Origin of the sequence: Paraburkholderia podalyriae (genome assembly GCF_014397785.1) — a bacterium.
In the GTDB taxonomy this organism is placed as follows: Bacteria; Pseudomonadota; Gammaproteobacteria; order Burkholderiales; family Burkholderiaceae; genus Paraburkholderia; species Paraburkholderia podalyriae.
The window spans coordinates 75,594-87,798 of sequence record NZ_VZQQ01000020.1; the positions used below are offsets into that span (position 1 = coordinate 75,594).

General features: G+C 62.3%; 13 protein-coding genes and 2 pseudogenes. 11 read left to right on the top strand and 4 right to left on the bottom strand.

Annotated elements, in window-relative coordinates; all coding sequences use genetic code 11:
• Positions 1-37 precede the first annotated feature (37 nt).
• The 5 genes and pseudogenes from F6X42_RS23180 (at position 38) to F6X42_RS23200 (ending at position 6,209) form a co-directional block, all read left to right on the top strand.
• Complete coding sequence (locus F6X42_RS23180) at positions 38-181, top strand: hypothetical protein (protein WP_187636436.1); 144 nt, start codon at positions 38-40, stop codon at positions 179-181.
• 490 nt (positions 182-671) lie between these two features.
• Entirely contained in the window at positions 672-3,263 is a 2,592-nt protein-coding gene (mprF, locus tag F6X42_RS23185) for a bifunctional lysylphosphatidylglycerol flippase/synthetase MprF (RefSeq protein ID WP_187636437.1), read from the top strand.
• Positions 3,260-4,525, top strand: a complete 1,266-nt coding sequence (locus F6X42_RS23190; RefSeq protein WP_187636438.1) for a virulence factor family protein — start codon at positions 3,260-3,262, stop codon at positions 4,523-4,525. The genes mprF and F6X42_RS23190 overlap by 4 nt, the downstream gene beginning before the upstream one ends.
• A gap of 77 nt (positions 4,526-4,602) precedes the next feature.
• Positions 4,603-4,764: pseudogene (locus F6X42_RS23195) on the top strand (threonine ammonia-lyase, biosynthetic); the annotation flags it as partial.
• Between the two features lie 254 nt (positions 4,765-5,018).
• The gene (locus tag F6X42_RS23200; RefSeq protein WP_187636439.1) at positions 5,019-6,209 is read left to right on the top strand and encodes a 4-hydroxybenzoate 3-monooxygenase; all 1,191 of its coding nucleotides are present in this window, start codon (positions 5,019-5,021) and stop codon (positions 6,207-6,209) included.
• Between the two features lie 68 nt (positions 6,210-6,277).
• On the opposite strand, the pseudogene F6X42_RS23205 reads toward F6X42_RS23200, so the two are convergent.
• A pseudogene (locus tag F6X42_RS23205) lies at positions 6,278-6,715 on the bottom strand (helix-turn-helix transcriptional regulator); the annotation flags it as partial.
• 255 nt (positions 6,716-6,970) lie between these two features.
• Here F6X42_RS23205 and F6X42_RS44160 point away from each other — a divergent pair.
• Genes F6X42_RS44160 through F6X42_RS23230 form a run of 5 tightly spaced genes read left to right on the top strand, consistent with a single transcriptional unit; the run spans position 6,971 to position 9,520 of the window.
• Positions 6,971-7,330: a hypothetical protein gene (locus F6X42_RS44160; protein WP_246530189.1), complete on the top strand. Its 360-nt coding sequence runs from the start codon at positions 6,971-6,973 to the stop codon at positions 7,328-7,330.
• The gene (locus F6X42_RS23215; protein WP_187636440.1) at positions 7,330-7,833 is read left to right on the top strand and encodes a DUF4123 domain-containing protein; all 504 of its coding nucleotides are present in this window, start codon (positions 7,330-7,332) and stop codon (positions 7,831-7,833) included. Before F6X42_RS44160 ends, F6X42_RS23215 begins: the two co-directional genes overlap by 1 nt.
• Positions 7,820-8,164 carry a hypothetical protein gene (locus F6X42_RS23220; protein WP_187636441.1) on the top strand — a complete coding sequence of 115 codons (345 nt, stop codon included), beginning with the start codon at positions 7,820-7,822 and terminating at the stop codon, positions 8,162-8,164. Before F6X42_RS23215 ends, F6X42_RS23220 begins: the two co-directional genes overlap by 14 nt.
• Positions 8,164-8,781 (top strand): restriction endonuclease fold toxin 5 domain-containing protein, encoded by a 618-nt coding sequence (locus F6X42_RS23225; protein ID WP_187636442.1) that lies wholly within the window; start codon positions 8,164-8,166, stop codon positions 8,779-8,781. Before F6X42_RS23220 ends, F6X42_RS23225 begins: the two co-directional genes overlap by 1 nt.
• Positions 8,782-8,788: 7 nt before the next feature.
• Complete coding sequence (locus tag F6X42_RS23230) at positions 8,789-9,520, top strand: immunity 52 family protein (protein ID WP_187636443.1); 732 nt, start codon at positions 8,789-8,791, stop codon at positions 9,518-9,520.
• A 182-nt stretch (positions 9,521-9,702) separates the two neighbouring features.
• On the opposite strand, the gene F6X42_RS23235 is transcribed toward F6X42_RS23230, so the two are convergent.
• From F6X42_RS23235 to F6X42_RS45320, 3 genes are all read right to left on the bottom strand, one after another.
• Positions 9,703-9,951 carry a hypothetical protein gene (locus tag F6X42_RS23235; protein WP_187636444.1) on the bottom strand — a complete coding sequence of 83 codons (249 nt, stop codon included), beginning with the start codon at positions 9,949-9,951 and terminating at the stop codon, positions 9,703-9,705.
• 75 nt (positions 9,952-10,026) lie between these two features.
• On the bottom strand, positions 10,027-10,416 hold the full coding sequence (locus F6X42_RS23240) for a hypothetical protein (RefSeq protein ID WP_187636445.1): 390 nt from the start codon (positions 10,414-10,416) through the stop codon (positions 10,027-10,029).
• A 72-nt stretch (positions 10,417-10,488) separates the two neighbouring features.
• A complete protein-coding gene (locus F6X42_RS45320) occupies positions 10,489-10,611 on the bottom strand; it encodes a hypothetical protein (RefSeq protein ID WP_281394019.1) in 123 nt (40 codons plus the stop codon).
• 636 nt (positions 10,612-11,247) lie between these two features.
• On the opposite strand from F6X42_RS45320, the gene F6X42_RS23245 reads away from it, so the two are divergent.
• Positions 11,248-12,192: a 2-keto-3-deoxygluconate permease gene (locus F6X42_RS23245; RefSeq protein WP_187636446.1), complete on the top strand. Its 945-nt coding sequence runs from the start codon at positions 11,248-11,250 to the stop codon at positions 12,190-12,192.
• Positions 12,193-12,205: the final 13 nt, after the last annotated feature.

Genomic DNA, 12,205 nt, shown 5'->3' on the forward strand with positions numbered 1-12,205 from the left:
GGTTATTGCCTAGGTATAAACCCTATAAGGAGCCGCCATGAACACCGCATCGAATGTCGTCCGTTCCACCCCCGCCGCCAATACGTTCTTCGGCAAGCTGCGCGCGCTGGCGCTGCATGCGCTGAACCTGCATCTGCAGAACTGCGCCTTGATCGCCGAAGCGCACCGTCGCCCGAACTAAGCGCAACAACAAGTGTTGCTGCCGGCCGCGCAAGCGCCGGCTGTCGTGTCAATGCCCGCTCGAGTAGCGGGCATTGTGCTTTCTGGGCCGGTTAAACGGACCGTCAGGCACCCGTTAGCTGCGTATTTTCTGACGTCAAGCCCGATCTGCGATCCCCATTTCCCTCCAGCTCCGGCACCTGACACGGCCAGTGCGCCAGTGGCGCCGCTAGCCGCGCGGCGTCCCGCGCCGCGGTTCCGCTCCTGATTACGGCGCGCCCAGGCGGCTTCTTGATGCCGCGCTTGCTCTATCATCGATGCCTTGCATCGCGCGAACAAGCATTACAATCGCGCCCTTTTTGACGCGACGCGTGACGGGATCGACAGCGAAATAGCTAATGCTGTCAACCTTTTGCACGTTTTGCCGTTATCTCTTTGTAATCGCCGCCACAGGCGATACCGCGCGCGACGGCCCGTCGCGGCGACCGCTCCTCGCAAGGCCCGCATTGACCATGTTTCCCCGACTTCAACCCAGCCTCGAGCGCCTGCGCGCGCTGCTCGGCCGTGCAGCGAAAGCGCCTGGCAACCGGGGACTTCTGTCGCCCGTGCTCGCGCTCGTCATTTGCGGGCTGCTGCTGGTCGTGCTGCAGCATCTGTCGGAGGCAGTGGATTATCGTTCGGTGATCCGCCATCTGCGCGAGCTGTCGGCGCGCGAGTGGATCGGCGCGCTCGGCGCGACTGCGCTCAGCTACGTCGCGCTGGTTGGGCGCGACGCGGTGGGCCTGCGCTATCTCGGCGCAAGCGTGCCACGCGCGGCGCTGTGGGTCGGCGCGACGGCCGGTTCGGCGCTCGGCAATGCGACCGGTTTCGGCGCGCTGACGGGAGGCGCCGTGCGCGCGCGCGTGTACGGCGTCGCGAACATCACCCCCGCGCAGATCGGCCGCATGACGGTGTTCACGAGCGTGTCGCTCGCGCTCGCGCTGGTGTTGATGACCGCGCTCGGCATGGTCTGCATGGCCGGCCAGCTCGCGCCGATGCTGCATCTGTCGCCGGTCGCGCTGCGTTGGAGCGGCGCTACGCTGCTGATCGCGCTGACGCTCGCGGCCGCCGCGTGCCGCCGCGAAACCAGGCCGGTCCGCACGCGCTGGCAATGGCTGTCGTTCGATATTCCCGCGCGCCGCGATCTGCTCGCGCAAGTCGCGCTGGCGGTGCTGGACGTCATCGCCGCGGGCCTCGCGCTGTGGGCATTGCTGCCGCATGCGAACGTGAGCTTCATCGGCTTCATCACCGTCTACGCGGCCGCGATGCTGCTCGGCATGATTGGCCATACGCCTGGCGGCGTCGGCGTGTTCGAGGCGGCGATGGTGTTCACGCTGAGCGGCAGCGTGCAGATGCATCAGATGGTCGCTGCGCTGCTCGCTTATCGCGCGATCTATTTCGGCGTGCCGCTGGTCGTCTCCGCGGCGCTGCTCGCGGGCTTCGAGGGGCGCGCGCTGAAGAACCGTCTGTCGTTGTTGCAGGCGGAGCGCGTGTCGGAACTCGCGCCGCTGTTTCTGAGCCTCGTCACGTTCGTGGTCGGCGGCATGCTGGTGATTTCGAGTGCGACGCCCGCGTTCTGGCAGCGCATTCATGTGCTGCGCGACCTGGTGCCTCTGTGGGTGCTCGAAAGCTCGCAGATGCTGTGCAGCGTGCTCGGCGTGCTGCTGCTATTCGTCGCGCGCGGGCTGCTGCGGCGGCTCGACGCCGCGTGGTGGATGACGCTCGCGCTCGCGGTGCTGAGCCTCGCGCTGTCGCTGACCAAGGGTCTCGCGTTCGTCGAGGCCGGTGTGCTCGGCATGCTGATCGTCCTGCTGCTCGCGACGCGCAAGCGCTTCAATCGTCATTCATCGCTGTTCGCCGAGCGTTTTACGGCTGGCTGGCTCGTGTCGATCGTGATGGTGCTGATGCTCGCGACGTGGGTCATGCTGTTCGCTTTCCGTGACGTGCCGTACACGCGCGACCTGTGGTGGCAATTCGCGTTCGACGAGCGCGCGCCGCGCGCGCTGCGCGCGACGCTCGCCGCGAGCCTGTTCGCCGCGACCTTCTCGTTCTGGCAATTGCTGCGTCTCGCGCCGGGCCGCTTCGTGAAGCCGGCGCCAGAAGATCTGCACGACGCCGCGCGCATCGTGCGAGCCCAGGAGCGCAGCGATGCCGGTCTCGCGTTGATGGGCGACAAGAGCTTCCTGTTTTCGGAGTCGCGCGAGGCTTTCCTGATGTACGCGAAATACGGCCGCACGTGGGCCGCGTTGCACGATCCGGTGGGTCCGCGCGAAGAGTGGGCGGGCCTCATCAGCAAGTTCGTCGCGCTCGCGCATGCGCACGGCGGTCGGGCCGCGTTCTACCAGGTGCGCGCGAATGCGCTGCCGCTGTATCTCGATGCCGGCCTCACGCTGATGAAGCTCGGCGAGGAAGCGCACGTCGTGCTCGACGACTTCGATCTGAAGGGCTCGCATCGCGCGCATCTGCGCTATGCGCTAAAACGCGGCGAGCGTGACGGCTTTTGCGTCGAAGTGATCGATCAGGCGCAGGTGCCGGCGTCGCTCGAAACGCTGCGCGGCATTTCCGACGGCTGGCTCGACAGCCGCGACGCGCGCGAGAAAAGCTTCTCGGTCGCGGCTTTCCATGACGAATACCTCGCCGCGCAATCCGTGATGCTGGTGCGCCAGAACGGCGAGCCCCTTGCGTTCGTGACCTTCATGACGACCGATATGAATACCGAGGCGACCGTCGGCGTGATGCGACACGTCGAAAGCGCGTCGCCGTACGCGATGGAATATCTGTTCACGCAGCTCGCGCTGCATCTGAAACAGGCGGGCTTCCGCTCGCTCAGTCTCGGCATTGCGCCGCTCTCCGGCGTGCAGCCGACGCCGCTCGCGTCGCGCTGGCATCGGCTGGCCGGCATCGTGTGGCGCTTCGGCGGCCGCTTCTATAATTTCCGCGGACTGCGTGCTTTCAAGAGCAAGTTCCAGCCGCATTGGGAGCCGCGTTATCTCGCGGCATCCGGTTCCGGCGTGTTCTTCACGCTCGCGGACCTGTCGCTGTTGGCAGGAGGCCGGCGTTCATGACATTGCATCCGTTGTTTCGACTCGCCGTCGCGGTGAGCGCTCTGAGCTGCGGCGCGCTCGCGCACGCGGCCACCACCACGGTGCCCGGCGGCCGCTATGGCGACGTGCGCGTGACGCAGCCTGAGGGGCCGCTGCGCGGCTTCGTCGTGCTGTATTCGCAGGCAAGCGGCTGGAGTGGGGCCGATCAGCAGAGCGCCGATGCGCTCGCGAAAGCGGGCGCGTTGACGGTCGGCGTCGATACCGCGCGCTACGCGGCCAACCTCGCCGCGAAAAAGGAAACCTGTCATCAACTGGTGGGCGATGCCGAGGCGCTCAGCCATCAGCTCGAACGGCAATCGCAATCGAGCCACTATTTCGCGCCGATCGTCGCGGGTACGGGGCAGGGCGCAACGCTCGCGATGCACGTGCTCGAGCAGGCGCCGTCCAATACGATTGCGGGCGCGGTGTCGGTCGATGCCGACCACGCGCTCGACGCACGTTTCAAGCCGTGTGCGCCCGACCCGACGGTGATCCGCGACAAGGTGCCGGGCTTCGTCGAGAAGGCGAGTACGGGCAATGCCGATCGCGCGCGTGTCGTCGCGCTGCTGACGCCGCATCTGCAGCCGGTCGCGACAAGTGCCGACGACGTATCCGACCTGCCGCTGATCGAGTTGCCGGCTGCGCATCCGAATGGCCTGATGGCGATCGTGATCTCCGGCGATGGCGGCTGGCGCGATCTCGACAAGACGATCGCGCAGGCGCTGCAGAAAGATGGTGTGTCGGTGATCGGCTGGGATAGCCTGCGTTATTTCTGGAGCGAGCAGTCCCCCGCGCAAACGAGCCGCGATCTCGCGCGCGTGATGCAAACCTATGGCGCGCGCTGGCACGCGCAGCACATCGCGCTGATCGGCTATTCGTTCGGCGCCGATGTCATGCCGTTCGCGTACAACCGTCTGCCGCAGGCGCAGCGCGATCAGGTGTCGCTGATGTCGCTGCTCGGCTTCGCGCCCGACGCCGATTTCCAGATCCGCGTTGGCGGTTGGCTCGGCATGCCCGCGAGCGACAAGGCGCTGAACGTGCGGCCCGAGTTGACGCATGTGCCGCCGTCGATCGTCCAATGCTTCTATGGTGAGAGCGAAGAAGACACGCTGTGTCCGGCGCTCGGGAAGACTGGTGTCGAAGTCATTCGCACCTCCGGCGATCATCACTTCGGCCGCGATTACAACGTGCTGGAGCAGCGCATTCTCGCGGCATTCAAGAAGCAGAGCGGCGTGCACGATTGATCGCGGCGTTGCTCAAAGGCGCTTGGGAAGGCTGTTCAATGGCAGTCCGAAAGGGCTCGACAAGATCTTGACCGTGCCTGTTCCACTACCGCAACCAGGGCGCGGACTACAGCTCGATTCTGGTCGGCATTCAGGTGCCCGAAAGCGACCACCACGCGTTCGAGCGCTTCATCGAAACGCTCGGCTATCCGTGCTGGGAAGAGACGAAAAATCCTGTCTACCGGCTGTTTCTTGGCTAGTTGAACTGCGTTTAGCAGATCGGGGTTTACCTGAGTGACGCCATGCGGGCAGAACCAGCCGTGTGTCGTCCAGATCGCCCGTAAGCCCCGCCAGTTTTACGTTTGCGGCCGGCACAACCGCGCCGCACCGGCTCGCGCCCCACACCTTTTATCGCGCAGCGCAATACGGCCTATCCGGCATATCGCGTTGCGCGATAGGTGCCGCGATCGTCACACTGAGCGCAAATTTTCATCACCGCATTCAGGAGACATACATGCGCACCCAAGTCGGCATCATCGGTGCAGGGCCCGCTGGCCTGCTTCTTTCCCATCTGCTTCATCTGCGCGGTATCGACTCGGTCGTGCTCGAAACACGCACGCGCGATCAGATCGAATCGACGATTCGCGCCGGCGTGCTCGAGCAGGGCACGATGGACCTGCTGACGCAAACCGGTCTCGGCGAACGCATGAAAGCGGAAGGCGCGCTGCATCACGGTTTCGAACTCGCGTTCGAAGGCAAGCGCCGCCGCATCGACCTGACCGGTCTCACCGGTCATGCAATCACGGTTTATGCCCAGCACGAAGTGATCACGGATCTCGTCGGGGCCCGCGTGGCCGCGGGCGCTGAACTGCGTTTCGGCGTGTCGGATACGTCGGTGCACGGCATCGATACCGACAAGCCGTCGATCCGCTATCGGCACGAAGGTGCGGAGCACGAGCTGCAATGCGACTTCGTGATCGGCTGCGACGGCTCGCAAGGCGTGTCGCGTCAGGCGATTCCGCAGGCGCTGCGCAAGGACTTCGAGCGCGTCTATCCATTTGGCTGGTTCGGCATCCTGTGCGAGGGGCCGCCGTCGTCGGACGAACTGATCTACGCGCGCCACGAGCGCGGCTTCGCGCTGATCAGCACGCGCTCGCCGAACGTGCAACGCATGTATTTCCAGTGCGATCCGAAGGACTCGGTCGGGAATTGGTCCGACGATCGCATCTGGGCCGAGTTGCATGCACGCGCCGATTCGGACGAAGGTCACAAGATCATCGACGGCAAGATCTTCCAGAAGAACATTGTCGGTATGCGCAGCTTCGTGTCGACGACGATGCAGTACGGCCGCCTGTTCCTGGCTGGCGACGCCGCCCATATCGTGCCGCCGACCGGCGCGAAGGGCATGAACCTCGCGGTCGCCGACGTCAACGTGCTCAGCAAGGCGCTCGACGCGTTCTACAAGGAAAACCGCACCGATCTGCTCGAGCGCTACAGCGAAACCGCGCTCAAGCGCATCTGGCGCGCCGAACACTTCTCGTACTGGATGACCAGCATGCTGCATCGTATCGAAGGCGCTTCGGCGTTCGAGCAGCAGTTGCAGGTTGCCGAACTCGAGTACGTGACGACGTCGCGCACGGCTGCGACGGTGCTGGCGGAAAACTACGTCGGCGTCGCCGGCGCGCAGATGCAGGCGCAGTTGTAATTGCACTGCAAGCCCTGCGCGATGGATCGGGACCGCTAGTTGATCGACAGGTCCCGATGCGCGGCCGACTAGAACTCTTTGGGCGTGACGCCCGTCTGCTTGCGGAAATAGCGGCTGAAACAGGCAGCATCCTCGAAACCGAGCGCATGCGCGATCTGCTTGATGCTCGAACCCGAGTACACCAGATCGCGCTGCGCCTCGCGTATCAACTGATCGTTGACGAGCGACAGCGGCGAATGCCCGATCTCTTCACGACAGATACGGCCCAGTTGCGCCGCGGTCACCCTCAACTTTTCCGCGTAAAAATCGATTGGCTGATGCTCGCGCACGTGCGCGGCATCGGTCAGACGCGCGACCTGCCAAAAGTGCAATCATCGGCGACATGCCCGCGGCGATATGGCCGCGCGCGCTGCCGCGAAAATCCTGCTCCAGCAAACCGTGCGCTCGCCGATGGCAGGCCGCACGGGAATCAGCGCGGGCCGTTGCAGCACCGGCACTAGGCCTGGCAATCTTCCTCCCGTCCCTCTGTAACGCTCTCTCCAGTATGAAAAGCTCGCGCTTGTCGCCTTTAATCTTTGCGATCGGCCAATGCCGCCTTTTTGATTCTCAATATCGGAAAGATGCACTGAAGGAGATACCCGGAATCATCAGAATCGTAAATATTTGTCAAAACGGTTTTATCTCAATTTAAAGTCCTTGACCGTGTCGCGTTTTAGATGGTTAATTCGTCGGGCGTTTTCTGGAAAATCAGTAGAGGTCAAATGGGACAACAGAAACAGGATGAAACCGCAGGCAAGGAAGAATGCCTGCTTTGCCGTATCACCTATTCCATCTACTCAAACTTCCCGCCAATGCCTTCCGCAATGGCACTGAATGCCGAAACCGGCGAATGGTTTCCGTTCGATAGGCTGAAGTCGTATCCAACCGGTTACGAGATGGCCGAAGCCCTGGGTTACGCATGGGCGTGCGATTGTCGCGGACGCTCCCCTGATACCGTGCAGAAAAAAGGCCCGTTATCGCGCTACCGCGCAACGCCAGGCTCGGTGCTTCCGCAGCCGTCTATCTGTCTCGAATGCATGATCCATGCTGCCGGGCAAGGCGCGATGACTTTGGAGCGCTGATGATTCCCGCCTCTGTCAATGAACAGCTTCGACAGTACGGGGAACGGCACTACAGTGGCCATGTGCTGGCGCTAGTGGACGGTCTCCAGTACCAGCAGCATACCGGCCAGCAACTCACGCCCGAAGACGATATGACGGTTTCGCTGTTCGCGGGCACGAAAGACATGGCACTAGCACACGCGGGGCCGTGGCTGGTTGATCCGAAGACGGCGCGCGAGCATCTTGCGGACCTGGGCGAACTCGAACAGGCCCGCCCTGGCGTGATCTGGCTGATTACCTCAGAGAGCCTGGAGAGGCAGGCCGCAAAGCTGCGCCCGCACCTGGATACCGGAATCCCGAAAGGACGATCCGCCCTGCTGCGCTTCTGGGACCCCAGGGTGTTGCATGCGCTCAATGCGGTATGCCACGGCAAGAGCGAGCGCGAGCTTTTCAGGGCTGCCGACGCGTGGCAATACCTCAACGAAAGACAACGATTCATCATCAACGACAATGGAATTTACTGAAGGGCAATGGGCGCTTCTGAAAGCCTATGAAGACCGCAACTATGTAGACTTTATCCGTGGTCATATCGTGCGCGATTATCCCGCACTGGCCAATGATCCGACCTTGCGCGACCGGCTTAATGCGGCCTTCGCGCGAACCAAGGTACTCCGCTTTACGCATGACGCGCCGATAGTCGATTTCCTGTATGTGGAAGCAACTACGCCCGGCTTTTACAGGATTCCGGCGGTCGCAGCATGGCTGCACAAATCAGGCGTTCCGGGTGACCAGCGATTCGAAATGTTGCTGCAGGCAACGGGTAAAAGACAACAGGAAATGAAGGAGAAACGCTGATGGGTATTCCATTCCCGGCGACGCTTGGAACTGCCGCTGCTCAGTTGGCACAGGTTAGACCGATCCCTGTTCCCAGACCTGCACCCGGCCCTGCGGCTGGTCACTTCGGCGATAGTGGTGCGGGCGCAGACCGCGGATTGGACTCACTACCGCGGGACCGGAGCCGCGAGCGCGAAAGGCCGTGCAAGTGCCCGCCTGAGAAGAGCGGTGAAAAAGTGCAGCGAAACCACAATATGAATCCCGAGCCGCGACGTTACCAGGCCCGCATAACAGAGTTTGAGTATGGGATAGTCACGGGTGGAAATGGCAACGAAACCAGCCAGGGCTGGAATATGGAGTGGGAATGGCTTGGCACAGACTTCGATGGGTTTCAGCCCGCCCAATGTCTTTTGCAGGAAGCCAAGGGGAATTACGATCAATTTATCGGGGTAGACGATAAACCAAAGCCATTTTTCGCCGGCTTCAAAAAAATGACAGACCAAATAATAGACCAGGGGACTAAAGTGCGCGCCAATCCTCCGGCAAGGCTAATGTGGTATTTCCAGACCCCCAAGACGAGGCAATACATGCTTTCCACGCTTCGGGTCGCCGGCGTGCCTTCCGTCAATCAACCTTGATTTAACCATGAATCTATTCGCACAACATCGAGACAGCAGCGTTGTTCCCTCTTCGGCCTTTGAATTCCACATTCGCCGGCTGCGACTTCTTGTTGACTTGATGTCGAAAAAAGACAGCACATTAGCTAATTGGTATTTTCAGGGTGATACGATCGCGGAGGCGTTACGGTACAAATTTTACGATAATAATGAGTCGTCTGCGGCCGCCATTCTCGTATTGTCCGATGAGTATACAGGCAAAAACTCAAGCGCGACGAAATCGATCGGCATTTGGAATGGCGTTCAATCAGGGGGACAAGGAGCCACTGCTTACGTTTCGTTCGATGGTGGCGGAGTAATTTCCCAAATGATTGATCTGGAAATGAGTGAGAAAAATTCTAACTCCTCCAGATTGGGCGAATATAAATCCGTTGCTGAAGTTATAGCGAAGACGGTTGAAATTTATGGGTCGTTTTATGTAACTTTTGGGCCGCGTAAGTACGCCACTGAAGCTGTTTTCGAGGACCGCCTCTGCGTAAGCTGGATGCTCTACTTGCCGCACGCTCTTACACCGGCTCTGGTGCCAGAAGCGCGCGACCTTATTCCTGTCATGCGGGATGGCAAGCGACAAGGCACGATCATTGTCAGCGTGACGGATGCCGTGTTCGACGCGAGCAACCGCGAGCACGTCAAGGCGGCAAATGATATCGAAATCCGCCTTGCCGATCAGGACCTGTTGCCGCGTTTCGTCGATCTCTGAGTTCGGCTCGCTACCCCCGCTTCAGCGTGGCTTTTCCCTGAGAGGACCCAACGAGCGGGTCTTTTTGCGGTTACGCCTGATTCCTGAGAGCGGGCCTCAGAGGCGATCCACCATGATGCCGTTTGCGATTGAATCAGCGGCGCGGCCGCGCGTGCCGCTACGCCCGGCTCTCGCGCGACCACTCAGGTCGCGCGCAGCAAGGCCATTTCGTTGTGCAGCAGCGCGAGCAATTCGTCGTCAGTTGGCCGCGTGCCCCAATGGCGCGCGCCGGCCACCGACGCGATCGCCATCCACGAATGCGGTGGAAACCATTCGCGCACCAGCGTGCCGTCCTGGCGCAGGCACAACTGGCCGGTCAGTTCGCTGTATTCGGCGCAGATGTCGGCGCCGTCGACCTGCGCCGTTACTCGTCTCGGATCATTGCGTAGCACGTCGTCGCTCCTGTCGAAGGGGTGGCGCGAATGCCGGCGCGACACGGTGGCGTGATGGACGCCACCTGCCGCCCGTCAATGGTCATGTCCATGTTCGTGCCAGCCATTGTCGTGCCAGTCGCCGCGCGAGCCGTGCCGGTCGCGCTCGTCGCGCCAGTCGTGTCCCTCGTGCGCCTCGCGCCAGTCGCCGTGACGACGTTCCCACTCGCGACGCTCCCAATAACGATGACCATCGTAGTAGCGATCGTCGTACCAGCCCGGCGCGAGCACGACCGCGGGCGGCGGGGGCGGCGCATACACAGGCGCGGGCTGCACATAGACGGGCGGGGGCGGAGCTTCGACCGCGAAGCCCGGCACGCCGATGTTCACGCCCACATCGACGTGCGCGAAAGCGGCCGTTGATGCGCCGATCGCGAGACCCGCGACGAGCGTCAACGATATCAAGCGGTTGCGTGAATGACTCATGATTGTTCTCTGTGTGGATGTCCGTGATGGAATGGCGAGCCGGACGCGCACCTACTGCGCGTGATGGCCCGTTCAATAGCGTTCGTAGTGGTCGTAGTGGTCGTGGTGCGGATGATCCTCGGGGACGACGATGCAGCCGCTCAACACGCCGCCGAGCGTGGCGGCAAGAATGACCAAGGCGAGGATTTTTTTCATGACGTTGCTCCCTGAAATCTGTGATGCGAGTGGCTGTCGTGCGAAGCGTTTCATCTGAACCGCTTTCGTTTGAACCGAACTCTACTGAGCGACGCGATTACCGGTGTGTTTGTGTGTAACAGGACGTGTCGATTCGGACTCGCGTCGATCGCGCGATGCGAGTGCAACGAATGAAGAGGGGATACGTCGACAGATGCGCGTCGACATGCCGGGCGACTGTCAGGCGCGCGGGCAAACCCTTGAACGCGCTATGAAAACAACCGCATTCAAACGCACGCGATGCGTCGGTGCGAAGCGCCGATTCCGCGCATCGATTGCCGAGAAAATAAGCGAAGCGATTTTGGCCTTGTCTATGCGGTCCAGATACATTCGGTTGCAGACTGGGTACGAGGCTCGCCAATGCGCTCGCGCGAGCATGATGGAAAGACGCTACACCTGTAGCGCCATCAACTTGTCTTTAAGCTTCCATGGGGTCGATAACAAACGCATCTCGCACGCGGCCCGTCGGAAACGATATCGACAGACCCGCGCTCCCGCGATGCTATATTGCGCCGCACAGGGAGAGCCCGGCGCAGAACGGGACACCAACACGGGTCATCCGCCCGTCAACGGGACGTCACCGTCCATGGAGGAGACATGAAGATCAAGAAGGCCATCGACCGCATTCCTGGCGGTCTGATGCTGGTGCCGCTGCTGCTCGGCGCCTGCGTGCATACGTTCGCGCCGGGCGCGGGCAAATACTTCGGCTCGTTCACCAACGGCCTCATTACCGGCACCGTGCCGATCCTCGCGGTGTGGTTCTTCTGCATGGGCGCGACGATCGACCTGCGCGCGACCGGCACCGTGCTGCGCAAGTCGGGCGCGCTGCTCGCCACCAAGATGCTGGTCGCGTGGATCGTCACGCCGATCGCGGCGCGCTTCATCCCGATCGACGGCATCAAGACCGGGCTGTTCGCGGGGCTGTCGTTGCTCGCGATCACCACGTCGATGGACATGACCAACGGCGGTCTCTACGCGGCCGTGATGCAACAGTACGGTACGAAGGAAGAGGCGGGCGCGTTCGTGCTGATGTCGGTCGAATCGGGGCCGCTGATCAGCATGATCATTCTCGGCGCGACGGGTGTCGCGTTCTTCGAGCCGCGCCTGTTCGCCGGCGCGGTGCTGCCGTTCCTGATCGGGTTTGCGCTCGGCAACGGCATCGATCTGAACGTGATTGTCACGAGCGGCCTGCCGGGTATCGCGCTGGGGCTTGGCGTGATCGTCGTGACCGGCGTGCCGCTGATTCTCGCCGATCGCTGGATCGCTGGCGGCAATGGCGCGGCGGGGCTCGCGGCGTCGTCGACGGCGGGCGCCGCGGTCGCGAATCCGGCGATCATCGCGGACATGATTCCGAGCTTCAAACCGCTGGTGCCGGCCGCGACCGCGATGGTCGCCACCGCTTGCCTGGTGACTGCGATTCTGGTGCCGATGCTCACCGCGCTGTGGGTGCGCCGGCATCCCGCGCGCGACGCGCTGCGCGAGGAGTTCGCGGCGGCGACCCAGGCGGCGCCGCTCAATGAGCAGCGCGATGCGCCCGTTTGAATGAGTCGGTAGC